The organism is Moryella indoligenes (assembly GCF_030812885.1).
Taxonomy (GTDB): domain Bacteria; phylum Bacillota; class Clostridia; order Lachnospirales; family Lachnospiraceae; genus Moryella; species Moryella indoligenes.
Map to the genome: position 1 here is coordinate 1 of NZ_JAUSTO010000001.1, position 23,601 is coordinate 23,601.

The 23,601-nt window shown below is 52.8% G+C and carries 17 protein-coding genes and 1 tRNA gene; 2 read left to right on the plus strand and 16 right to left on the minus strand.

What is annotated here, in order from left to right; genetic code table 11:
* Window positions 1-272: 272 nt before the first annotated feature.
* From J2S20_RS00005 to secA, 14 genes are all read right to left on the minus strand, one after another.
* Window positions 273-4,520 carry a DUF7601 domain-containing protein gene (locus J2S20_RS00005; protein ID WP_307251705.1) on the minus strand — a complete coding sequence of 1,416 codons (4,248 nt, stop codon included), beginning with the start codon at window positions 4,518-4,520 and terminating at the stop codon, window positions 273-275.
* A gap of 83 nt (window positions 4,521-4,603) precedes the next feature.
* Complete coding sequence (locus J2S20_RS00010; RefSeq protein WP_307251708.1) at window positions 4,604-6,841, minus strand: DNA gyrase/topoisomerase IV subunit A; 2,238 nt, start codon at window positions 6,839-6,841, stop codon at window positions 4,604-4,606.
* 49 nt (window positions 6,842-6,890) lie between these two features.
* Window positions 6,891-8,813, minus strand: coding sequence for a DNA gyrase/topoisomerase IV subunit B (locus tag J2S20_RS00015; protein WP_307251710.1), 1,923 nt, complete (start codon window positions 8,811-8,813; stop codon window positions 6,891-6,893).
* Between the two features lie 128 nt (window positions 8,814-8,941).
* Window positions 8,942-9,027: transfer RNA gene (locus J2S20_RS00020), tRNA-Ser, on the minus strand.
* A gap of 48 nt (window positions 9,028-9,075) precedes the next feature.
* On the minus strand, window positions 9,076-9,867 hold the full coding sequence (gene ispD / locus J2S20_RS00025; RefSeq protein WP_307251712.1) for a 2-C-methyl-D-erythritol 4-phosphate cytidylyltransferase: 792 nt from the start codon (window positions 9,865-9,867) through the stop codon (window positions 9,076-9,078).
* A 22-nt stretch (window positions 9,868-9,889) separates the two neighbouring features.
* Complete coding sequence (gene tsaD, locus J2S20_RS00030; protein ID WP_106612344.1) at window positions 9,890-10,918, minus strand: tRNA (adenosine(37)-N6)-threonylcarbamoyltransferase complex transferase subunit TsaD; 1,029 nt, start codon at window positions 10,916-10,918, stop codon at window positions 9,890-9,892.
* Window positions 10,919-10,949: 31 nt separating this feature from the next.
* A complete protein-coding gene (locus tag J2S20_RS00035; protein WP_106612345.1) occupies window positions 10,950-11,858 on the minus strand; it encodes a ribonuclease Z in 909 nt (302 codons plus the stop codon).
* Between the two features lie 56 nt (window positions 11,859-11,914).
* Window positions 11,915-12,400 carry a ribosomal protein S18-alanine N-acetyltransferase gene (gene rimI / locus J2S20_RS00040; protein ID WP_307251719.1) on the minus strand — a complete coding sequence of 162 codons (486 nt, stop codon included), beginning with the start codon at window positions 12,398-12,400 and terminating at the stop codon, window positions 11,915-11,917.
* A complete protein-coding gene (gene tsaB / locus J2S20_RS00045) occupies window positions 12,397-13,158 on the minus strand; it encodes a tRNA (adenosine(37)-N6)-threonylcarbamoyltransferase complex dimerization subunit type 1 TsaB (protein WP_307251722.1) in 762 nt (253 codons plus the stop codon). The genes rimI and tsaB overlap by 4 nt, the downstream gene beginning before the upstream one ends.
* Window positions 13,155-13,616 (minus strand): tRNA (adenosine(37)-N6)-threonylcarbamoyltransferase complex ATPase subunit type 1 TsaE, encoded by a 462-nt coding sequence (gene tsaE / locus J2S20_RS00050; RefSeq protein WP_106612348.1) that lies wholly within the window; start codon window positions 13,614-13,616, stop codon window positions 13,155-13,157. The genes tsaB and tsaE overlap by 4 nt, the downstream gene beginning before the upstream one ends.
* Window positions 13,617-13,652: 36 nt before the next feature.
* Window positions 13,653-14,870, minus strand: coding sequence for a homoserine dehydrogenase (locus J2S20_RS00055; protein WP_307251724.1), 1,218 nt, complete (start codon window positions 14,868-14,870; stop codon window positions 13,653-13,655).
* 6 nt (window positions 14,871-14,876) lie between these two features.
* On the minus strand, window positions 14,877-15,320 hold the full coding sequence (locus J2S20_RS00060; RefSeq protein WP_106612350.1) for an ACT domain-containing protein: 444 nt from the start codon (window positions 15,318-15,320) through the stop codon (window positions 14,877-14,879).
* A gap of 102 nt (window positions 15,321-15,422) precedes the next feature.
* Window positions 15,423-16,562 carry a peptide chain release factor 2 gene (gene prfB / locus J2S20_RS00065; RefSeq protein ID WP_106612351.1) on the minus strand — a complete coding sequence of 380 codons (1,140 nt, stop codon included), beginning with the start codon at window positions 16,560-16,562 and terminating at the stop codon, window positions 15,423-15,425.
* A 22-nt stretch (window positions 16,563-16,584) separates the two neighbouring features.
* Window positions 16,585-19,197: a preprotein translocase subunit SecA gene (gene secA, locus J2S20_RS00070; RefSeq protein WP_106612352.1), complete on the minus strand. Its 2,613-nt coding sequence runs from the start codon at window positions 19,195-19,197 to the stop codon at window positions 16,585-16,587.
* A gap of 189 nt (window positions 19,198-19,386) precedes the next feature.
* Here secA and J2S20_RS00075 point away from each other — a divergent pair, with 189 nt between their 5' ends.
* Both J2S20_RS00075 and J2S20_RS00080 read left to right on the plus strand, forming a co-directional pair.
* On the plus strand, window positions 19,387-19,932 hold the full coding sequence (locus tag J2S20_RS00075) for a sigma-70 family RNA polymerase sigma factor (protein WP_307251730.1): 546 nt from the start codon (window positions 19,387-19,389) through the stop codon (window positions 19,930-19,932).
* Window positions 19,933-19,973: 41 nt separating this feature from the next.
* Complete coding sequence (locus J2S20_RS00080; RefSeq protein ID WP_106612354.1) at window positions 19,974-20,507, plus strand: hypothetical protein; 534 nt, start codon at window positions 19,974-19,976, stop codon at window positions 20,505-20,507.
* Window positions 20,508-20,589: 82 nt separating this feature from the next.
* Here J2S20_RS00080 and J2S20_RS00085 read toward each other — a convergent pair whose 3' ends face one another.
* Together J2S20_RS00085 and J2S20_RS00090 are read right to left on the minus strand one after the other, a co-directional pair.
* A complete protein-coding gene (locus J2S20_RS00085) occupies window positions 20,590-23,136 on the minus strand; it encodes a peptidoglycan-binding protein (RefSeq protein WP_307251736.1) in 2,547 nt (848 codons plus the stop codon).
* Window positions 23,137-23,265: 129 nt separating this feature from the next.
* On the minus strand, window positions 23,266-23,481 hold the full coding sequence (locus tag J2S20_RS00090; RefSeq protein WP_307251739.1) for a BhlA/UviB family holin-like peptide: 216 nt from the start codon (window positions 23,479-23,481) through the stop codon (window positions 23,266-23,268).
* Window positions 23,482-23,601: the final 120 nt, after the last annotated feature.

Consider the following 23,601-nt stretch of genomic DNA (forward strand, 5'->3'; position numbering starts at 1 on the left):
ACAGAACTGGATCAATCAACTCCCCCGAAAGTCCTTTCACTACAGTTCGCCGGAGGAATTATTTCAGACTGTCCTACTTGATCTTGCAATCTAGAAAAAGTTAAAAAGTTAAAAAACTAAAAGTTTTAATTTTTATCAGTTGTATCTTTTATCTTCTGACCGCTGATACAGCGGTACAGCTGAAGCAGACACTCTGATCGGAATGTCTGCTTCAGCTGTATCCACTTTATATATGTGCTTGGCACGGCGACATATAAAACATCTCGCCCCTTTTACTGCTTTTCTCTTCTGCCCATAATGAACAGCACCAGCAGACCTGCCAAAAGGGTAGTAAACATTCCGGCAAAGACAACTGTCTCGCCAGTCTTCGGGAGTGATTCTGTTCGCCGTAACGGCGCACTCTCTGCCGGCGGCTGTATAGGATCGGCTGCGGAGATCACCGCTTCCGGTCTGACTGTCTGTTTCGCAGAAATCCGGCTTCCGCCCGTTCCTTTCGAAGTTGTTCCACTACCTGATGGAGCGCCATTGCTTGGGGTGTTCGGCTTATCCGGAATACTCGGTGTTGCCGGTTTATCCGGAACATTCGGTGTTATCGGCTTATCCGGCTTATCCGGCTTGTCCGGCGTCTCCGGCTTATAGTGATTCGTTATCTCTACAACCGCACCATTTTCACGAACCTCATAGCTTGCAGTGTAGCGTTCCCCTGCATACATGCTCTCCTGGACTTTCCACACAAGATGATACTCTTCATCTCGGCCAAAAAGGGCTCCAAGCGCCATATCCGCTGCCCGGTCAAGCGCTTTACCGATCTGTTCCGTGACGTGATTCCAGATATCATTCAGCACAGCACCGTCAAGCAGTGTTCCATCATCGTCGATCAGCGCTGCTGAAGGTGATGCGTCTGCGAGAGAGGCTGCCTCGGAGGCCGAGGCATCTGCCGCGCTCCTCTTAAACTGTTCCCTCGCCAACTTATTCACATTATTTCCGGACGCATTTGAAAGGCTGGCAATCGTCGGCAGTCCATCCCAGCCGTCATAGTACCAGAAGCCCTGTTCATCTGGTTCTATGTCGACAGAACGAATCTCATCTCTGAGCACTTTTACGACTGTTCCATCTTTTTTAACAAGCTCCGGCACCAGAACCAGATGAATGGAATTCGGACGCCGATCCGTCGCGTTTTCATCCCCACTCCAGTTCTTTCTCACAAACACTCCGGTCGTTTTGTCCCTGCGGTTTGCAAACAGCGCATAGAACGAGCGGTTGGCTTCCATAGCTCCCTCTTCTTCAAAGGAAAGCACTTCATAGCCCTCGCAGCTCTCTCTTAATTCTTCGATGAGGTAATGATTGCCTGCCGGGATCCCCGAAATGCTGAGCGCCTCACCATCGGAAAGCTCCACATCTGCATAATACTTGTATGCCGCATTATGTGAGCTCTGCGGCTTCTCTCCGGCAGCCTTTTTAAATTCAAGCTCCAGCCCTTCTCCATCTTTCGTAAGAACTGCGCCTCCCGGCATTTTCCGATCCAGCCACACGCGGAACTTAAATCTCCTGCCAGACTGCCGGTCTGCCTCTGCTCCTGTTCCGGAAAGGAGAAGTTTCAAACTCAGCACACCGGCGGGCTGAGCAAAAAAGCTGACTGCAGCAGTTTTCAGGCTCTGAATTGAGCGATTATCATTGATATCGAAATCAAGAGCCGGGCGAATAACATCCCTCATTCCGCTGAAGGCGGAGCTCAGCGCAGGATTTACCTTATATTTCACAGATACACTGCCGCCGTCTCCCTTGCCGAGCGCCACTTTTGAAACCATCATGATCATATTGGCATCCGCGGCATCCACCTCGTCATATTCCCCGGGCTGCGGCGACTGATCAACCCCGTAGCTCTGTCCATCCTTCACACGGATATAATGCAGGGTAAAGTTTGGAGACGCCTCCGCCCCCAGCAGCTCCAGCGGCAGATGATTGGCGCCCTCCGGCATAAAGCCCGCTCCGAGATCCAGTTCCTTTGTGAGCAGCGGGACAAAGAGCGTTGCGTGATCAATCACTTCCTCCGTGGTGTTCGTAACGGATATATCCAAAGAGGCTGTATCGCCTCTGGATAATACCGCTGTCGTATTCTTCTTTGTCTCCTCGCTCTGCGGATCATAACGATATACCAGGCTTCCTCCGTCAGGCTTCGGCACAGTCAGCACCGAATCTGCGCTGATGGCATAGGCCTGCTTTACCGCAATACCCGGCCGTTCTGCAAGTGAAACCAGTGCATTTCCGCTGTTCACCCTGTTGCCAAAAGCAGCTGTATAGCGCTCTAGGGTGATCCAGTTTGCACGATCCCACTTCATCGGCTTATTGACCGCCTCAATTTCCTTGAAATCCTTTGTGGTAAAGCCCATAAAGTCATTGATATGATAGGTGCCCACAGCTGCGCGCTTATTTGTCTTTACATCAAAGCTTATCAGGATATCTTTATTGGTGAAATCCGGCTGATACTGGCCGCGGGTCTCCTGACCAATATCAAGCATGTACTTCCAGACCTCTACCTTTCTCAGCTTGCCGTCACCCCTGAAATCATACTGAAAATCGCCTATCTTCTCAGGCGCTCCGAGAGCTGCATTGCTGACCGTCAGATTCTCATAGGAGAAGCCATCCGGCATAATCATGTAGAGCACCGGCTCCTGCAGGGGATTCCAGTCCCAGTTTGCATCATTCAGTCTTCCGGATATATGAAAGCTCTCGCCTCCGAGCACCTGTGTCCTGTCAATTTCCCCTACTCCGTTCAGCACTCTCGGCGCGCTGTATCTTCCGGTTATCACATGTGTGGTGGTCTCATCCGGAGTATCTCCCTCCGTATAAAACTTCACCGTGCTCTTCACATCCTCCTTGCTGCCCTTCTTCCAGCTTCCATAGACGCCGCAGGAAATACGATTCCAGCCATAGAACTCACCGCTGACATATGTATTCTTCGGATCCCAGCTGTCCAGAATGTCGGCCATCGGCTGTATCCCATCGTAGTTCGCAGGCAATTCCCCTATATTCAGCCTGATGGACTTAATGGAAACATCCCTCCCAAGTCCCAGTGCGGTATTGGTAATCAGTGCCGACACCTGATTCGATGTCTTCAGAACGCTTGCCGGAGCTATTCCGTGTGTTCCGTCAGAAGCTGTCCACTCGATGTCACTATACTGCATGCCCTCTTTATACGGAATCGTGACTCCTCTGATAATAGCTGTATCTGTCTCATCAATCGAAAGCTCCAGCATCTTTTTCTTTGTCGGTATCGCAAGTCTGTTTTTGACAAGCATCGCCCCCAGCCGCACATTGTAGCTTTCATACTTCTTATAGGCCCAGTCCGGTGCGTAGTCTACCAGATCGTGAAAGGCAAGCAGCTCCGGATCCTGACCGTCATAGATCAGTACGTTCATGGTCGCACTGCTATTCTGTGAACTTCTGTTTTTGTCCGGTGTATCGTTCCATACTGTTTTGGTCAGATTCTTAAGGGTGACCTGAAAGCTTGTAAGGTTTTCCCTCGGGCTGTCAGCCGGAACCTTAAGCTTCGGGAAAAAGCGATAGCCTCCGCTATAGGAACCCGGTTCATCCCACTCAAAGGTTGTCGTTTTATTCCGGCCGTCGTCCTCTGTTCTGACAATACGTCCCGCAGTGTGATAGACAGCAGTCTCCTCCAAAGAAATCAGCTCTATATCACTCGGATAGACCAGCTGCACGGTCGTCTTACTGTCTTTCTCAGTGAGCACACGGTCGGAGACCTTGCTCCATGCCGCAGAAAAGGAGGTCCCGGCCTGAATTTCTTTCGTCGTTCCGCCTTTTGAGACAACCTCATTTCCCTTCTCTGTCCAGAAGCCATAGCTGTAGGCGTCTGCCGCAGTCACAGCATAGCTTCTGGTGTCAATATCCGCCCCATCCTTTGTCCTGCGAAGACTCAGCCTGAAAGCATCTGCCATTTTCTGATTGGGATCCTCATTGATGAACGCCTCATCGACGGCAAAATAGATCTGCCTATTGGAGGACGCGCTGACCATTCCATTCTTTGTCTTAAGAATCAGTTCACCACTTCTCTTTTTATTCGCATTCACTTTATCTGCACTGTTAATATAGGCATCGGGATAGCCATAAGGCGCAGTTCCCGTACCGCTTGGCGTCTTGGTGAGTTCCTCATAGCCTGTCGCCTCGATTGGCCCCTCCTCAAATTTTGCCCCCGGAAGACTCGTAAAGTAAAGACCATTCCCAAGCGTCAGAGAAAAATAACTGGGCTGATACTGGAGCTCCTGCGGGATTTCATAAATGATCTCCAGCGCATAGGTCTCTCCCACCTTAAGCTTTGGAACTTCACCCTTCAGCAGATCCGCCAGCTTTGTGTAGTTGCCGCCCTCTGTTTTCCATACCTCTGCTTTTGTAAACCTGAGTTCTCCCGCCGCATGTACAGTTTCTCCTCCCGGCACAGTAAAACCTGTAACCAGAAGCAGCACCGCCAGAATAGAAGAAAGCAGTTTTTTAAAACGTTTCATCTCAACCCCTCCACTTGAATTCTGCCAAGATCTCTCCTATAACCCTAGGATTTGATTATAGCACATCCTTCTCCCGGTCAAAATTATTTCTTGATCTTCGTTCCCTTCCCGTCCCGGTGGGCCTGCTTCAGGCGATTCAGGCTGATGCTTCTTCCGCGGAAATCAACCGTGCTCTCCTCGCTCAGGAAATGCACTGCCGCTATACAGTCTGTCGCGCCGAGCTTCATCCCCCGCACGCCCCTGGAATTCTTCTTGAGCTCTGACACCTCCTCCAGCGCAAACCGCAGCGTAAAGTCCATATCACTGATCAGCACGATATCGCTCTGCGAATCAGCAATCACCCGCACCGCACAGAGGCTGTCTCCCTCTGCCAGCCTGGTCGAGACAACCGTCTTATTCACCGTCTCGAATTCCTCTGCCGCTACCTGCTTCAGATATCCCTGCTTCGTCGCAAAGAAAAGCTTCTTTCCGCTGATCTCCTCCGGCGTCGTGATCAGCAGTATCGCCTCCCGCTGTCCGTCGAATTTACTCAGATTGTCAATCGGCGTTCCCTTGTCCTTCAGCTTCCCCGCGGGGACATCTGCCGCCTTAACCTGGTGCATCTGCCCGGAATCGGTAAATACCAGAAGGCGCGAGGTGTTCATCACCGGGACAACTGTGCGGTACTCCTGTTCCACGCTCTCCCGGTTCCTGTCATAGCTTCCGCGATCCAGCGTCTTGCAGTAGCCGAAGCGATCCATCACAAAGATAAGCTCCTCCTCTGCAGGAGCCGCCTCTACATAGACCGCCTCCCTGCCATCCTCCAGCGCAGTGCGGCGCTCCGTCGCATACTCTCTTTTAATCGCCGCAAGATCTGCGATGAAGAGCGCATCCATCTGTTCCCTGCTTCCGAGATAGCGCTGATAATTTTCAATATTCTTCAGCGTGTTCCTGTGGTCCTTCAGAAGTGCATCGATCTCCAGGCCGATCAGCTTATACAGCCGCATATCCAGTATCGCCTGCGCCTGACGCTCCGTGAAGCTGAGCTTCATCGCGTCGCGGAGATAGGCCGGATCACGAAAATGAATTTTTGTAATATCCCCGCGTGTCAGGCAGGCCTTTGCATCCTGGAGTGTCTTTGCGCCGCGCAGCACCGCGATAATCACATCTATGCAGTTGCAGGCCTCGATCAGCCCCTCCTGCACCTCGCTTCTCTCGCGCTCACGCTCCAGCAGTATCGTATATTTTCTGGTCGCATTTTCATACTGAAACTCAAGATAATTTTTCAGAATCCCCTTGAGATCCAGAGTCTCCGGACGCCCGTGTGAGATGGCAAGCATATTGACACCGAAGCTGTCCTCCAGCTTCGTCTTCTTATAGAGTATGTTTTTTACCTTCTCCACATCCGCATCGCGGCGCAGCTCCAGAACAATTCGCATCCCGTCCTTCGAGGACTGATTGGAGATGTCCACGACCTCCGGCAGCTTCTTTGCCTCTACCAGAGCCGCCACATCACAGAGGAATTTATCAATTCCGGCGCCGACCATGGTATAGGGAATCTCTGTAATAACCAGCTTGTCCCGGTCTGCTCTCCGCTTTCCGAGCTCTATCTCCATGCGCCCCCGGAGCTTCAGCTTCCCCACGCCCGTCTTGTAGAGCAGCGCAAGATCCTTCCGGTTCGCAACAATCCCCCCCGTCGGGAAATCCGGTCCGGGCATGAGCTGAAGCAGCTCGTCCACAGTGATATTTCTGTTTTGAATGTAAGCCGTGCAGGCATCGCAAACCTCGCCGAGGTTATGCGGCGGGATTGAGGTCGACATACCGACCGCAATTCCCTCTGCCCCATTTACCAGCAGATTCGGCACGCGAACCGGCAGCACCTCGGGCTCCCGCTCCGTCTCATCGTAGTTTGGAATGAAATTTACGGTCTTATCGAGATCCTTCAAATAGACCTCCTCCGCAAATTTCTGGAGCTTCGCCTCCGTATATCGCATGGCCGCGGCGCTGTCTCCCTCGATGGAACCGAAATTTCCGTGTCCGTCCACCAGCGGCATGCCCCGCTTGAAGGCCTGACTCATCACCACCAGCGTGTCATAGATCGAGGAATCTCCGTGCGGGTGATACTTACCCATGGTATCGCCGACGATACGCGCCGATTTCCGGTGCGGTCTGTCGTGGTTCAGATGCAGTTCGCTCATATCATAGAGCACGCGCCGCTGCACAGGCTTCAGCCCGTCCCGCGCGTCCGGGATGGCTCTCGCAGTAATGACGCTCATAGAGTAGTCGAGGTAGCTCTTCTGCATTTCCTCGGAATATTCAGTTTTTAATATCGTCTCAGCCATCTTCTCCCTCTCCTCTTAGCTGCATTTTCCGCGAGGCCTTGCCTCAGCGTCACGCATCGATCTCCGCTTCATCCGCATGGTCGTGAATGAAGTCCCTGCGCGGACCGACCTCGCTGCCCATCAGGAGCTTTGTCACCTCACTCGCAAGGCGCGCATCCTCTATCTCCACCTGCTTCAGGACACGATTCTCCGGATTCAGCGTCGTCTCCCAGAGCTGCTCCGCATCCATCTCGCCGAGGCCCTTATAGCGCTGCAGGGTGAAGCTCCCTTCCGCGTGCTTCCTCCTATAGCGCTCCAGCGCCTTGTCATCGTAAATATATTCGCCCTCCCCGCGCTTCGGCACGACCTTATAGAGCGGCGGCATCGCGATATACACGTGCCCATCGTAAATCAGCTCCGGCATAAAGCGATAGAGGAAGGTGAGCAGCAGGGTGTCAATATGGCTTCCGTCCACATCGGCATCCGTCATCAGCACGATCTTGTCATAGCGAAGCTTTGAGATATCAAAGTCATTTCCGTAGCCTTCAGAGAAGCCGCAGCCAAACGCATTGATCATCGTCTTGATCTCCGCATTCGCAAGCACCTTGTCCATGGAGGCCTTCTCCACATTCAGGATCTTTCCGCGGATCGGAAGGATTGCCTGATACAGACGGTTCCTCGCCGTCTTGGCAGAGCCGCCTGCGGAATCCCCCTCCACGATAAAGATCTCGCACTTTGAGGGATCACGTGACTCGCAGTTTGCGAGCTTCCCGTTCGAGTCAAAGGAAAATTTTGGCTTGACCAGCATATTGGTCCTGGCCTTCTCCTCCGCCCGCCGTATCTTCGCAGACTTCTCCGCACATCCGATCACAGCCTTCACCGTCTCCAGGTTGCGATCAAAATAGCGCGTCAGCTCATCTCCCGCAACAGAAAATACTGCCCGCGTCGCGTCCGCACTCGCCAGCTTGGTCTTCGTCTGCCCCTCAAAAATCGGGTCCGGATGCTTGATCGCAAGCACCGCCGTCATCCCGTTCCTCGTATCCGCGCCGGTAAAATTGCTGTCCTTCTCTCTGAGAATTCCAATCTCACGCGCATAGCTGTTGATAAGCTGCGTGAAGCGCGTCTTAAAACCCGCAATATGCGTTCCGCCCTCCACCGTATAGATGTTATTGCAGAAGCCGAGTATCTTCTCCTCAAAGGCATCCACGAACTGAATGCAGCACTCGAGCTCCATGGTCTCGAACTTTCCCTTAAAATAAATCGGGTCGTGAATCGGCGTCTCCCCGCTGTTCAGTGCGCGCACATACGCGATCAGCCCCTCCGGCTCGTGAAAAACCTCGCTCTCCGCCTCTCCCTCTCTCCGATTCTCATAATAAATGCTGAGCCCCGGATTCAGATAGGCGGTCTCATGCAGACGCGACTTCAGCCAGTCCGCCTTAAAGCGCGTCTTCTCAAAAATCTCCGAATCCGGAATAAAATTGATCTCCGTCCCGCTGACCCTGCTCTTCCCGACCACCGGGAGCAGCCCCTTTAAAAGCTCTGTCGTAGGAATACCTCTTGAATAGCTGTCGCGGTAAATGCTTCCGTCCCGCGAGATATTCAGCGTCATGCGTTCCGACAGCGCATTCACAACCGAGGAGCCGACGCCATGCAGACCGCCGCTGGTCTTATAGGAGGTGTTATCGAACTTTCCACCCGCGTGCAGTGTCGTCATAACCACGCGCTCTGCGGATACACCCTTGCTGTGCAGCTCCACCGGGATGCCTCGCCCGTTGTCCCGCACTGTACAGGAGCCGTCCTGCTCCAGCGTGATCCAGATCGAGTCGCAGTACCCTGCGAGGTGCTCATCCACGGAGTTATCCATGATCTCATAGATCAGGTGGTTCAGGGCCTTCTGACCGACGCCGCCGATATACATTCCGGGGCGCTTCCGCACCGCCTCCAGTCCCTCCAGCACCGTGATACTGTCCGCATTATACTGTGTCTTTGCCATTTCGTTCCTCCGTGTTTCAATCAAGCTGTAGCTCCGGCTCTGCAGCAGGGGATCCTCCCCCCTTTGCAAAACAAAACACGGGAATCAGAAAAGCTTTGCGCCTTTGCCGATTCCCGTACCTAACTTCGCGGAGAGGATGGGATTCGAACCCACGCGCCCCGTAGGACAAACGGTTTTCAAGACCGCCTCGTTATGACCGCTTCGATACCTCTCCAAAATTCCTGTCTATTGTAGCTGCAAAGACCGGCTTCTGTCAACCGCTTTAAGAAATCCCTTTTTCTTTCCGCGTCCTGAGATATACCTCCGCCGCGAGCATATCCTCCGGCGTCGTGACCTTCAGATTCTGATAATCTCCCATAACAAGCTTCACACGGGTATCTGTGCAGCGCTCCAGTACCATGGCATCATCTGTGACGCCTCTTAAGAGCGCCGGGTCTCGCATCATTCTGTCATAAGCGCTGAGACAGAGCTCATAGCGAAAGCTCTGCGGCGTCTGTACGGCCCAGAGCTGCTTCCGCGGAAGTGTCTCCGCCGCGCAGAGCTCCTCGTCCGCCCGCTTGATTGTATCCTTCACCGGCACTGCAAGCACACAGGCCCCGTAAATCTCCGCCGCCTCACAGGAAGCGGTGATGCGCTCCGCTGTAATGAGCGGCCGCGCGCCGTCGTGAATCGCCACAATTTCGCAGCCGCTGCCCCGCAGCGCATTCAAGCCCGCGTAAACCGAGTCATAGCGCTCTGCTCCGCCCTCCACAACCGCAGCGATCTTCTCAAAGCCCCATTCCCCGACATATTCTCTGCGACAGCGCTCCACATAGCTCTCTGCGGCATCTGCCATCTCCACCGGTCTTACCCCTGAGACACGACCAGCCCTCTCCATGCCGTGCTTTTTCCCCGGCACGACCAGAACAAGCTGCTCCACGGGACTTTCAGAAAAAGCCCGCAGCGTATGCCAGAGCAGCGGGCGCCCGGCGAGCTCCAGAAACTGCTTCGGTGTGGCGCTGCCCATGCGGCTCCCGCTCCCGCCTGCAAGTATAATTCCGGCCCATTTTTTCATAGTTCACCTCCGGAAACGTTCTTCAGCGCTCTCCCAGCTTCAGTCCCGGCACAGCATTCAGATCAAGACCGCTGCGCCGTCCGGCCATATATTCATAATAAGCCGCTGCGCCTATCATCACAGCGTTGTCCGTGCAGAGCCCCGGCGAGGGATAGTAGAGCTTCAGTCCCTCTTCCGCACAGCGCCGGCCCATGGCTTCGCGCAGCGCGGTGTTTGAAGCGACTCCGCCCGCCATCGCAAGCTGACGGAAGCCACACTCCTTTGCCGCCGAAATGCTGTGCTCCACCAGAACATCAACCACTGCCTTCTGAAACGAGGCGACGAGATCTGCAGTGTTGATCTCCTCTCCTGTCATCCTTGCGTGATTCTGATAGTTCAGCACTGCGCTCTTCAGACCGCTGAAGCTGAAATCGTAGGGAGAGTCCGTGACCCTGGCCTTCGGAAAAACAATGGCATCCGGATTGCCCTCCCTCGCCTTCCTGTCTATCTTCGGGCCGCCTGGATAACCAAGCCCCACACTGCGCGCAACCTTGTCAAAGGCCTCGCCCGCCGCGTCGTCCCGCGTCCTTCCAAGTATGCGGAAGCTCCCGTAGTCCTCAACAACCACAAGATGCGTATGCCCTCCGGAGACAATCAGACAGACAAAAGGGGGCTCCAATTCCCTGTGCTCCACAAAATTTGCAGAGACATGCCCCTCGATATGGTTGACACCTATCAGTGGCTTCCCGGAGGCCCAGGCCAGCGCCTTTGCAGCAGAGACACCGATGAGCAGCGGCCCCACGAGTCCCGGCCCATAGGTCACCGCAACTGCATCCACCTCCGGGAGCTGCATTTCCGCCTCCCGAAGCGCCGCCTCCACGACCTGATTGATCTTCTCAATATGCTTTCTGGATGCAATCTCCGGAACCACACCGCCATAGAGCGTATGCGTCTCAATCTGAGAATATATAATATTGGAGAGCGGCTCCCTGCCATTTTTTACCACTGCTGCCGCAGTCTCATCGCAGGAGCTCTCAATTGCAAGTATACAGATATCTTTTTCTTCTTTCATGTATTCACCGTAATATTTCTGCAGGCTGTTCTCAGTCCGTAAAGCCGAGCTCCAGCGTCCATCCGTCCCGCGCTGCCTTCGCAGCCGGGAATATCTTCCTCACCGCATCCATGTACTCCTCCGGATAGTTCAGAGACGGGCTGTAATGCGTGAGCCAGAGCTCCTTCGGCTGCGCCTGTCTCGCGAGCTCCGCCGCCTCATACATGGTCATATGCTTATGCTCCCGCGCCTTTTTGAGCTTTTCCGGTTCCCCGTACATGCCCTCGCATATCATGAGATCGGCGTCCTTTGCATACTCTGCGATCACCGGAACCGGCCTCGTATCCGTACAGTAGCTGACCTTCAGCCCGCGCCGTGCATCCCCAAGCACCATATCCGGTGTGTAGATTCGCCCTTCATCCGTGACAGTCTTTCCCTTCTGCAGAGGATTCCAGAACTTTAAGGGAATATTCTGTGCCTTCGCGCGCTCCGCGTCAAATTTCCCTGTGCGCGGAATCGTGACGGCATAGCCGTAGCAGACAACATTGTGATTCACGCGGTAGGCATCGATCAGATACGGGCCAATTCTGTGCTGTTCTCGCGGCTCTGTCAGCTCCAGAAAGTGAATGGGAAACGGAAGCTCCGGCGCAATGCAGCGCAGCGCAGCGACGACGCGCTCCAGTCCCTTTGGCCCTATCATGAGCAGAGGCTCCGTTCGCTCCGCATTCCCCATAGTAAGAAGCAGGCCTGGCAGACCGCTGATATGATCCGCATGATAGTGCGTAAAGCAGATCACATCTATGGGCTTCGGGCTCCAGCCCTTTTTCTTCAGCGCAATCTGTGTCCCCTCTCCGCAGTCGATCAGAAGCGAGGATCCCTCACAGCGCGCCATCATGGAGGTGAGCCAGCGATACGGAAGCGGCATCATTCCGCCGGTTCCGAGCAGACAGATATCAAGCATACAGCACCCTTTCCCTCTTAAAATCCGGGCCGGCAGCCTTCTTGAGCACAGCCCGGTCAGTCCTTAAATACCTCTCTGAGAGTTCGGTTCCAGTAGATCAGCGCATCCTCCACAGGCGCACTGTAATAATTTTTTCGAACTCCCTCCAACACAAAACCGTGCGCCTCGTAAAGACGCACGGCAGCAGTATTTCCATTCCGCACCTCAAGTGTCGCCTCAGAGGCGCCGCGGCAGAGCATCTCTCGCAATCCGCTCCGGAGAAGAGGTACAGAAAGCCTCTGTCCACGGCTCTCAGGCCGCACGCAGATACGCATGAGCTCCGCCTCTGTTCCAAGCACTCGAATATTGATATAGCCTAACAGAGTGCCGTCCTCCGCAGTCATAACCGCCGCACTGTCCCAGCTGCTCCGGAGCATTTCCCGCAAAAGATGCTCTGACCACGCATCTGAAAAGCACGCACGCTCAAGAAGCGTGACAGCAGGAACATCTTCTTCCTCCATGGGGCGGATGCAATACGCCTCGGCCCCTGTAATCCCGCTCATCTTCCTCTCTCTCCAAGCTTCGACGGCGCAATTCCCGCGGCAAGCTCACGCTCGGCAGAGAGGCGCACCGCCTCCTCCCGCTCGCGCTCCGCCTGACTGAGCCGCAGATAGTCCGGCGAAAATGCGGCTGCCTCCACAACATCGCCCGTCTGAAAGAGCTCTGCTCCCAGCGCTGCAACACTCGCAGCTCTCTGACTGCTCATATGCGCCGGTGCGAAGGAATATGGAATCTGAAGCGTCGCTTCTGCACTCTCACGCAGCACCGGCACACCATCTCCCAGAAAGATAACTCGCTCCCCGCGCTGGTTCAGCTCCTTAAGAAGCTCTGTGACGGAGAGTGCCCGTGCGGGCACTAGGGTCTTAAGCCGCTCCGAACACCGGTAAAGCCCATTGTACACCTGATTGCGCCGCGCGTCCATAATCGGGCAGAGCAGGGCCTCACTTCCCCATAAATTATAGGCCAGCGCTGCCGTCGTCGGCACAGCGACGAGCGGACAACCGAGCGCCAGCCCCAGCCCCTTTGCAGTCGCAGCGCCGATGCGGAGCCCCGTAAAGGAACCCGGTCCCGCCGAAACTGCAACTGCATCTATATCCCCTTTGTCCAGCTCCGCCATTCTGGAAATTTCATCCAGCATGGGCAGCAAAGTCTGCGAGTGTGTCTTTTTATGATTCAGCGTATATTCCGCGGTGAGCAGACCATCTGTGACAATCGCCACAGATGCCGTCAGCGCTGCGCTCTCAATCCCCAGTATCTTCATCCCTGACTCATCTCTCTCCCGAAAGGACTGAAATCCAACCCTTCCACTGTAATTTTACGGTAATCAAAGCCCCTCGCTGCATCCTTCTCAAGTATCACATGTACTGCATCCTTCGGAATCAGCTCTGAAATGAGCGAGGCCCACTCCACAAGGCTCACGCCCTCTCCATAGAAACAGTCCTCAAAGCCGATCTCATACATCTCATCCGGATCCTCGATGCGATACACATCGAAATGCCAGAGCGGCAGCCTTCCGCCCTCATAGCCATGCAGTATGGTGAAGGTGGGACTGACTATCGGCTCTGTGATCCCGAGTCCCCGCGCAAAGCCCCGCGCAAAAACAGTCTTTCCCGTTCCGAGCTCCCCGTCAAGGCATATCACGGTCCCGGGCTCCGTGCGCTCCGCCAGCTTCGCGGCAAAGCGCTCCGTCTCCTCATCTGAATGTGTCTCTGCTGTCATGCAACTCCTCTACTTCTGTTCCTCCAAAACGCAGCCTCAGTCCAGTTCTGCGCGTATCATACTGATAATATTGGAAAATCCTGCTGCGATTGTGCGGTACTCCCGCTCTCTCATCCGCGGTGTGAGCAGGGCAAATTCTTCCGTTCCCTCGAGAACGATGAGCTCTGCCCTTCCAAAGCGCTCCGCCGCCTCCGCACCAAGCTCTGCCGCGTTTCCGGCAAAACGGACGAGATAGCGATGGCTGCTCTCTGCCACAGGCTTTGGTGAGAGCGCTTTTCCATGCCAGCCATAGAGAAGATTCTCCGCCGGATGCTTCGCTGCCTCCAGCATATCTGCAAGCACCGCACTCGCGGTCGGGAGCATTCCTGCTCCGCTGCCATAGAGCATGGTTGTGTCAAGCAGATTCCCCTTCACCAAAATGCCATTATAGACACCGCTGACAGAATAGAGCGGATTGTCCTGCGCAATCAGCAGCGGAAACACTGTAACCGCAATGCCATCCGCCTCCCGAAGCGCAGAGCCGACCAGCTTGATTGAAGCGCCAAGTTTCGCCGCATAGCGGAAATCAAGGCTGTCAATTTTCGTGATTCCCTCAGTATGGACCTCCTCAAAATTCACTTCTCTGTCCGTCATGATGGAGGCAAGAATGGCAATTTTACGACAGCTGTCATAGCCCTCAATATCTGCCTCCGGGTTCCGCTCCGCATAGCCCAGCTCCTGGGCCTCACTGAGAACCGCGGCAAAATCTGCGCCTTCTCTCTCCATACGCGTCAGAATGTAGTTTGTGGTGCCGTTCAGTATTCCGGTAATCTCTGTGATCACCTGACCCGCGTAGCCGCTTCCCAGATTGCGTATCACCGGAATGCCTCCGCCGACAGCCGCCTCAAAGAAAAAGTTGATCTGCTTCTCCCGTGCGATCTGAAGCAGCTCCGTGCCGTGCGCGGCGACAAGAGCCTTGTTGCTGGTGACCACCTGCTTTCCCGCGAGGAGACAGGCCTTCACAAACTCGTAAGCAGGCTTTGTTCCTCCCATGGTCTCAACCACAATGCGGATCTCAGGATCCGACACGAGTTCCTGAAAATCGTGTACCACCAGCTTCTCGAAGGGCTCCCCCGGAAAATTCCGGAGATCCAGAATTTTTGCAATGCGCAGCTCTTCCCCGAGCTCCCGCTGTATCACCTCCTGGTTCCTCTCTACCGCCTCATAGACGCCGGAGCCTATGGTTCCGCACCCCATAATTGCTGCTTTTATCATGATCTATCACTCCCTCGACAAAATCTTTACATCCTTCACGCCTGCAATCGCCTCCATCTCCTCGACCATCCTGGAGAGATTTCCTGTCTCCTTCAGCACCTCAATAGAGAGTGAGACAGACGCGAGACCACTCACCGGAATCGACTGATGAATTGTCATTACATTTGCGTGAAAGCGCGCCACGACTGCGAGCAGATCCGACAGAAGACCCGGCTCATCCAGTATCTCAATGGACAGGGTGATCATCCTGCCCTTCGCACTGTCGCTGAAGGGAAAGATATCCTCCTTATACTTATAAAAGGAGCTGCGGCTTATGCCGGTCCGATCTGTGGCCTCCTTCACCGTCATCCTTCGGTCCGCATTCAGAAGCTTTTTTGTCTCCACAACCTTCAGGAGAACCTCCGGAATTGCCTTCTTACGGACTACGTAATACTTACCTTCCTCTTCCATGTGTACGTCCTTTGAAAACACTTGTTTTTACTCTGCGCATTCTATCACGCGTTTTTCAAAAAATCAAGGGCCCATGGGGGCCCTCATCAAGGTGTTCGGTAATCAGTCTGCGCTGTCTGCGCCCTTCATATCCGGGCAGCCAAGGCTCTGCCAGGTAAGATAGGCCGTCATAAAATCATCAATCTCACCATCCAGAACAGCATCTACATTTCCTGTGGAGAAGCCGCTGCGATGATCCTTCACCATGGTGTAGGGCTGAAGGACATAGGAACGGATCTGATTGCCCCAGCCGATCTCCTTCACTGCACCGCGGATCTCGTCTGCCTTCTCCGCCTGCTGCTGCTGCTCCAGAAGGAAGAGCTTCGCCTCCAGCATCTGCATCGCCTTGTCCTTATTCTGGAACTGGCTGCGCTCATTCTGGCAGGTGACAACAATGCCCGTCGGAATGTGTGTGATGCGGATGGCCGAGGAGGTCTTATTGATGTGCTGACCACCTGCGCCGCTGGAGCGATAGGTGTCCACGCGAATATCATCGGGGTTGATGTCGACATGGATATCCTTCGAGAGCTCCGGCATAATGTCGCAGGACACAAAGGAGGTCTGCCGTTTTCCTGCCGCGTTGAAGGGAGAGATGCGCACCAGCCTGTGTACGCCGTGCTCGCTTCTGAGTCTCCCATAAGCATTCTCTCCATTGATCTGTATGGTCACGGACTTGATTCCGGCAACATCGCCGTCAAGAAGATCCAGCACCTCAACGGAGTAGCCCTGCCGCTCCGCCCAGCGGGTATACATGCGGTAGAGCATGGAGCACCAGTCACTCGACTCCGTGCCGCCCGCCCCTGCATTCAGACGCAGGATGGCATTGTTTCTGTCATATTCACCCGTGAGCAGAGTCTCCGCCTTCAGCGCATCCAGCTCAGAGATGAATTCATCCAGCATCTCCCGGATCTCCGGCACCATATCCGGATCATTTTCCTCATTGCCCATCTCTATCATGCCGCCAATATCCTCGAAGCCCACCGCAAGCTTCTGGTAGCGCTCCACGGTATCCTTCAGGCTCTTGTTCTCCCGCACGATTTTGGTGGATTCATCGGGATTGTCCCAGAACCCCGGCTCCTCCATCATGCGGTCCAGCTCAGCGATGCGCTTTTCCTTGCTCTCGAGATCCAGAGAGTCCTTCACTTCCTGAAGGGGCTTCTGATAGGTAGAGAGCGTATATTTCATGTTATCTAATTCGACCACGTATGCCTCCTGTCTCTAAAGCTTATATTGAAGCCGGCGGATTCTGATTTCCGTTCTGCAGGCTGTAAAGCTTTCTGCCGTGGCACTGCTTGAACTTCTTTCCGCTTCCGCAGGGGCAGGGATCGTTCGGATATATCTTCTGTGCCGCGCGCTGAACCGGCTTTCTCTCCAGCGATTCGCCGCGGTTTGTTCCCGTGACCTTCGCAGCCGGCTCTCTCTCCACCTTCTGCTCCACCTTGAGATGCGTGAGAATGCGAACTGTATCCTTCGTGATCCCCTCTGTCATCTCCTCAAACATATCATAGGCTTCCATCTTGTACTCAACCAGCGGATCCCGCTGACCGTAGGCCTGAAGCCCTATGCCCTGACGCAGCTGCTCCATGTCATCGATGTGATTCATCCACTTGCCGTCGATCACCTTCAGCAGCACAACGCGCTCCACCTCACGGATCTGGTCTCCGCCCGGGAACTCCGCCTCCTTCGCCTCATAAAACTTCGTCGCAGCCTCCTTCAGGCGGTGTGTCAGCTCGTTCTTCTTAAGCTGCGCCATGCCTTCCTCATAGAACACCGGCTGCATCGGAATCTCAGAGATGAGAAGCCGGTTCAGCTCCTCGTAATCCCACTTCTCCGGCGGAACCTCCTCGGAGACCGCCCGGTTCACAGCGCCCTCAACAACGTCGTTGATCATGCGCATGATGGTCTCGCGCATATTCTCGCCGTTCAGAACCTTGTTGCGCTCCTCATAGATCACCTCGCGCTGGTCGTTATTGACCTCATCGTACTTCAGCAGCTGCTCACGAATACCGTAGTTATTGGTCTCGATCTTGATCTGCGCCTTCTCAATCGCATTTGTGAGCATCTTGTGCTCAATCTGCTCGCCCTCCGGCACGCCCAGCGCATTGAACATGTTCATGAGACGCTCGGAGCCGAAGAGACGCATCAGATCATCCTCAAGGGAGATGTAGAAGCGGGATTCACCCGGATCTCCCTGACGGCCGGAGCGGCCGCGCAGCTGATTGTCGATGCGGCGCGCCTCATGGCGCTCTGTTCCTATGATCTTCAGACCGCCGAGCTCTCTCACCTCTTCATCCAGCTTGATATCGGTTCCACGTCCGGCCATATTGGTCGCGATGGTAACCGCGCCGAGCTGACCCGCGCCCGCAACGATCTCCGCCTCCTTCTCGTGATACTTTGCATTCAGTACCGTGTGCGGAATCCCCTCTTTCTTCAGCATCGCGGAGAGCATCTCTGAGGTCTCGATGGTGATGGTGCCAACCAGCACCGGCTGTCCCTTCGCATGCGTCTCCCTGATCTCCTGCACAACCGCGTTGAACTTCTCGCGCTTCGTCTTATAGACGACATCGTTTCTGTCAATTCTCTGCACCGGACGGTTTGTCGGAATCGCAATGACATCCATGCCGTAGGTATTGCGGAACTCCTTCTCCTCCGTGAGCGCCGTACCGGTCATGCCCGCCTTCTTCCGGAACTTATTGAAGAAATTCTGGAAGGTAATGGTCGCAAGGGTCTTGGACTCTCTCTTTACATTGACGTGCTCCTTGGCCTCAATCGCCTGATGCAGGCCGTCTGAAAAGCGACGTCCCGGCATGATACGGCCGGTGAACTCATCTACAATCAGGACCTCATCGTCCTTCACGACATAGTCCTTGTCCTTATGCATCATCTCCTTTGCGCGGAGCGCCAGAATGATGCAGTGCTGAATCTCCAGGTTCTGCGGATCGGAGAAATTCTCCAGCTGGAAAAACTTCTCCACCTTGGCGACGCCCTGCTCCGTGAGGTTTACAACCTTATCCTTCTCATCAACGACGTAATCGCCTGTCTCGGTGATCTCCTCGCCCATGATGGCATTCATCTTTGTAAATTCACCGCTCGCCTCGCCGCGCTCCAGCTGATTGGCAAGGACATTGCAGACCTCATAGAGCTTGGTGGACTTTCCGGACTGACCGGAGATAATGAGCGGCGTTCTCGCCTCGTCGATCAGGACAGAGTCCACCTCATCAATGATGCAGTAATCCAGCGCGCGGAGCACCTGCTGCTCCTTGTAGATCGCCATATTGTCGCGGAGATAATCAAAGCCCAGCTCGTTGTTCGTGACATAGGTGATGTCACAGCGATATGCCTCCTGACGCTGCTTGGAATCCATGCTGTTTAAGACGACACCGACAGAGAGCCCCAGAAATTCATGAACGGCCCCCATCCACTCCGCATCTCGCTTTGCCAGGTAGTCGTTGACCGTGACGATCTCGACTCCCTTTCCGGCCAATGCATTCAGATAGGCCGGGCAGGTGGAGACCAGCGTCTTTCCCTCACCGGTGCGCATCTCTGCGATACGTCCCTGATGCAGAACAATGCCGCCCAGAAGCTGCACGGGGTAATGCTCCATTCCGAGCACGCGCTTTGCGGCCTCTCGCACCGCGGCAAAGGCCTCCGGCAGAATATCATCAAGCGTCTCTCCGCTCTCAAGGCGCTCTCTGAATTTTCCGGTCTGTGCCTTCAGCTCCTCATCGCTCAGCGCCTGCATCGCCGGGCGCAGCGCCTCAATCTCTCTCACCCTCGGCCACAGGAGCTTTACTTCTCTCTCACTGTGTGTACCAAACATTTTTTCTATTAAATTCATCTTACGCTCCTGAATAAAATAACCCTAGAGTACCATAACCGCTATATTTTAACACCAAGGCTCCGGAACTGCAAGTTTGCATTCCAAACCACCGGCAGGAATCCCATAAAAATTTCAACATATTTTGCCTATATTGCGTTTCTATTCTTGAGAAAACTCTCTTTTTTTATTAAAAAGGAGAATTTTTCCATGAGAAACATGAATATATCCGAAAGAATTGACCTGTATAAAAAAGGCGACGGCGCACAGCTGGAACATATATGGCGGCAGATGCACCCCCTGATCAAAAAATATGCAGGCAGAACGCACTTCATGGAATATGCGGATGCCTGTCAGGAATATTCTCTGACACTGATTGAAGCGGTCCAAAAAATCAAAAGTTATGATACGGATAGACTATTTTTAGCCTATGCAGTAAAATGTATTAAAAATAAGTTCTGCACTTTATATAAAGAGCATTGTGCAGAGGTACCAACAGAATCGGATACAGAAATCCTTTTGGAAAAGAACAGTAATGCCTATACAGAGGAAGGATATCGCGATATTGTCCTGGCTATTGATCTGAACGCCTTCATCAGGGGGATCAATTCCGGGAAGAAGCAAAAAATTGCTATATTATTCCTGGTGTTCCAAAAAAGTGACTCAGAAATCGCCTCAATGCTGGGTGTCTCCCGCCAATATGTGAATCGAGTCAGGCGAGAGCTGCTGACAGAGCTTGCCTCTTTCTACTCGTAACTTTTCAGGTCGTTTGTGCCGCTGCTTTCAGGAGGAGATAGATGGAGCAAAAGAATGAGATCCTTGAAATCAGTTTGACAGATATAAAACCAGAAAAACTTTTAAACCATGTTGGCTATCAAAAGCTATTCCTATGGACTCTAAAAAGGATGTTTTCATTTCGCCTTGTGTGTTTTTTGCCGATTCTCGTTCTTTGTATTCCGCTTCCTTTCTTAGGTGCTGACATTTATTTTAAAGTTCCCATAAAAATACTGATTCATCATATTTTGTGGTTGGTGCCTCCTGCAACTCTGCTGCTTCTTTTACATACGCTCTATCCCCAAATATGCTACAGAATTCATTTTAAATTGAGCAGGCGAAAGTACGGAGACAGCTACACCGCAGTTTGCAGGGAAGACGGCATCCATCTTCACGCAAAAAAGGATCTGCTAATCGAATGGAAAAATCACAGAGTCATGGAGGGAGACTACGGTATCGCAATCGTTTCATTTTTTCAAATGATCGTCCTGATTCCAAAAGATGATTTTCCACCAGAAGGATATGAACAGATCCGGCGCTGGTGCTCCTTAAAATAAGAATAACAATCAAAGAGTGGTCTCCCGATCAAGAGAGACCACTCTTTGCAAATTTTATTTCTTAAAACATTATCTCGCTATTTTAACGAGCAGCGTTTAGCAGTATCAGCGAATACTGTCCAGCAATAAAACTTGGAAGCGAAACTCCTGCCCATCCACCCGTCATTAGTGTGGCAACTATAATTATAGCAATGCACGCAACAGCTACGGTGGCTCCCCATTCCTCAGAATTACTTGGCGAATAAACATAGTCGTGCACCGATACTGTTACAGGACTGAGCTGATTGTCCGGAACATTCCGTATCCAGATGGTAATTCCATAGGCAACCGTGTCCTCATGAACCTTCCCCTTAAAGATGGTACCCTCCGCAATATAGGACAGCTTCTGCCACTCTCCCTCGACACTGTACTCGATTTTAAGGGGGACATTCTCCGCGCTGAGTGTCAGCTTGGGAATGATACCAAGAATCTGCTCTTTATTTTCCACCCCCTCCAGTGCAATATTGATATTCGGTATCAGATTTATGCCCAGACTGGGAACCCCATAATCAACATTCATCTCAAAGGGACTGTCGGCATTCGCATACCAGCTGCTCTCTCTCGTGCACTTAAAGCTGAGCTTCATATAAGGATCCTGATAAAGCAGCAAATCCACGTTTTCAACAGGCTGGAATGGTGGAAGAAGCTGAAAGCCAAGGCCTTCCGTAATCTCAATAATCAGCTCTCTGACAGCCTCTGACACTTCATGCTCCGTCACTGCGGGAGGCTGCGAAATCGGAATACCTCCGTTGTCTCCATAGCCGTCAATTGTATAGTGGTTTCTGCTGTAGGTACGCCTTTCCACAGCATTCGCCGCAGTATTCCCCTCAATCGTAACGACCGTATCCTCATCTCCATCCACAACAATTCCGGTGTGTGTGACACGTCCTGCGGCATCGCTGTAAAAGAATATAATATCTCCCTTTTTCGGAATATAACCGCTGTTGCGTTTATGATATCTTCCTGCGCGCCTGTATTTCTCCATTCCGAAAGGGCACCACGCGTACCTTGGAACCAGAGAAGCATCCACTCCCGCCTGATCAGCACAATAGGATACAAACATGGCGCACCATGCCGCGCCATTCATACCATACCACTGACCATAGGGGGTGATATTGTTTGCGTTGTCTTCCGTAAAGCCCCAGTCAAGTTCATGTTCTGCCACCTGAATCAGCTTTTCCGCATCCGTTCCTGCAGGATTGATATGATAAAGCTCAAACAGCTTTTTCCATGTTCCGCTGCCAATCACACCGTCCGCAGTCAGATGATTCGCAGTCTGAAACGCAATTGCAGCTTCTCTGGTTTTCTGCGAAAAGACACCGTCGATCGGACTTGTATACCCCAGTTCATTCAGCAGACGTTGGAAATAACGAGTCAGAGAGCCGTTGGAGCCAAGCTGAAGCACGGCAGAGACCGTTCCGCCTCCGTTGCTTCCTCCCAGGAGCATAGCTTTGGTCGCACTGCCTATCATACCGTCCGCACTCAGCTGATGATCCTTCTGGAACTGAAGCACCGCATGATAGACCGCTTCTGTCGCAATTCCATCTATCAGTCCGACATGGTACCCTCGGTTTGCCAGTGCTCTCTGCAGGGGAAGGATATCCAATTTCATCTTTTCCCACGTGTCCGTGTCTATCTGACCATCCTCAGCGAGGTTCTTCCTTGCTTTATAACGATTTACCGCCGCCTGCGTCCCCGGGCCAAAGACACCATCCGTTCCGTTTGGGTTGATGCAGCAAATACGAAGTGCATACTGAAACTGCAGAACGCGCGGTCCTCTGGAATGCAGCTTTAACGGAAGCGCATCTGCTGCGCCGTCCGGGATATCACTGAACAGGAGCGCATAGGTCGAGGGTCCTACCTGACCGTCTGTGCTGAGCCAGTTTGCCTTCTGGTACTCCTTAATCACCTCTATCAGAGAGGAAGAGGCAAGCCCATTCACCACTGGAACGCTATAGCCCTTTGCCTGAAGGCGCTCCTGAATACCTGAAATCTGTCCTGTCAGATGATCCCAGACATTTTTATTTGCAATCCCTGTCTGCTCAAAGCCATATTTACTCTGATATCTTTTAACAGCATCGGAAGTATCATCACCAAAGATACCATCTGCATTCCCCGGACTGCAGCACAGAATTCTCAAACCATACTGCAAGTTCAGAACATAATCCCCTTTAGCACCTGCGCTGAGAGGCAAAATGGAGGCGATGCTTCCATCCTCTGCTTCATCAAATAAACGAGCCCGTGTCGTCGGGCCGACCATACCGTCATCTTTCAGATTGCGACTTCTCTGAAAGCTGAGAACCCCATTGTAGGTTCTGTCCGTAGCGACACCGGATATGACTCCGGAAAAAAATCCCTTCTGTTTTAGCGCCTGCTGAATGGATTTGATCTCATTGATAAGACAATTCCATGTGGCATTTCCAACAGTGCCATCGACGGACAGTCCCCATTCCTCCTGAAACTTTTCTACAGCAGCCTGCGTTCCCGGCCCATAAGAGGAATCCAAACTGCCCGGATTGCAGCACATGATTCTCAGTCCCTGCTGAAGATATTTTACCTGAATTCCACTGTCTCCATTTTTAAGTAACATGTTTCTCCCTCCTTGTACTATTTTGAATTTGCAAATTCAATTAGTAAGAAGTTCAAACAGAGGCAAATGTCAACCCAGAAGCAAGATTTTGCAAGAAGCCGCAGCTTCCTGCAAAGCACAAAGTTCAATTCAATTCTTCAGCTTGCCGTGTAATCTGTCGCTAAGAGTGTTTAAAACAGACAATTTTTCCGTCAGCTCCAACAGTAAACGCTGGTACTTTTCTTCTCTGCGCTCCTGTATCTCATCCAGACGATCATTTTTTCTAATGGTATACAGCAGCATAAAGACAAAAAGAACCGCCCAGACTCCCTGCGCCTGAATCAGCTGAATCAAAACTTTCTCCATTGTTTATCCCTCCTGTCACAATATGCATTTGAAAGTCCTGCCAATCAGACAAATTTCTGACTGCCTCGAAATTTGAACTCATGGTATAATAAAGCTATTCTGAGCCATTTTAGAAACAGG

Bases quoted from the DNA above. Each gene is read 5' to 3' on its own strand.
- J2S20_RS00060 (WP_106612350.1), bottom strand. From the start codon at position 15,320: ATGGAAGAGGAAGGTAAGTATTACGTAGTCCGTAAGAAGGCAATTCCG.
- ispD (WP_307251712.1), bottom strand. From the start codon at position 9,867: ATGAAAAAATGGGCCGGAATTATACTTGCAGGCGGGAGCGGGAGCCGC.
- J2S20_RS00015 (WP_307251710.1), bottom strand. From the start codon at position 8,813: ATGGCAAAGACACAGTATAATGCGGACAGTATCACGGTGCTGGAGGGA.
- J2S20_RS00005 (WP_307251705.1), bottom strand. From the start codon at position 4,520: ATGAAACGTTTTAAAAAACTGCTTTCTTCTATTCTGGCGGTGCTGCTT.
- J2S20_RS00010 (WP_307251708.1), bottom strand. From the start codon at position 6,841: ATGGCTGAGACGATATTAAAAACTGAATATTCCGAGGAAATGCAGAAG.
- J2S20_RS00085 (WP_307251736.1), bottom strand. From the start codon at position 23,136: ATGTTACTTAAAAATGGAGACAGTGGAATTCAGGTAAAATATCTTCAG.
- J2S20_RS00090 (WP_307251739.1), bottom strand. From the start codon at position 23,481: ATGGAGAAAGTTTTGATTCAGCTGATTCAGGCGCAGGGAGTCTGGGCG.
- rimI (WP_307251719.1), bottom strand. From the start codon at position 12,400: ATGAGCGGGATTACAGGGGCCGAGGCGTATTGCATCCGCCCCATGGAG.
- J2S20_RS00080 (WP_106612354.1), top strand. From the start codon at position 19,974: ATGGAGCAAAAGAATGAGATCCTTGAAATCAGTTTGACAGATATAAAA.
- tsaB (WP_307251722.1), bottom strand. From the start codon at position 13,158: ATGAAGATACTGGGGATTGAGAGCGCAGCGCTGACGGCATCTGTGGCG.
- tsaE (WP_106612348.1), bottom strand. From the start codon at position 13,616: ATGACAGCAGAGACACATTCAGATGAGGAGACGGAGCGCTTTGCCGCG.
- J2S20_RS00075 (WP_307251730.1), top strand. From the start codon at position 19,387: ATGAGAAACATGAATATATCCGAAAGAATTGACCTGTATAAAAAAGGC.
- J2S20_RS00035 (WP_106612345.1), bottom strand. From the start codon at position 11,858: ATGCTTGATATCTGTCTGCTCGGAACCGGCGGAATGATGCCGCTTCCG.
- secA (WP_106612352.1), bottom strand. From the start codon at position 19,197: ATGAATTTAATAGAAAAAATGTTTGGTACACACAGTGAGAGAGAAGTA.
- J2S20_RS00055 (WP_307251724.1), bottom strand. From the start codon at position 14,870: ATGATAAAAGCAGCAATTATGGGGTGCGGAACCATAGGCTCCGGCGTC.
- tsaD (WP_106612344.1), bottom strand. From the start codon at position 10,918: ATGAAAGAAGAAAAAGATATCTGTATACTTGCAATTGAGAGCTCCTGC.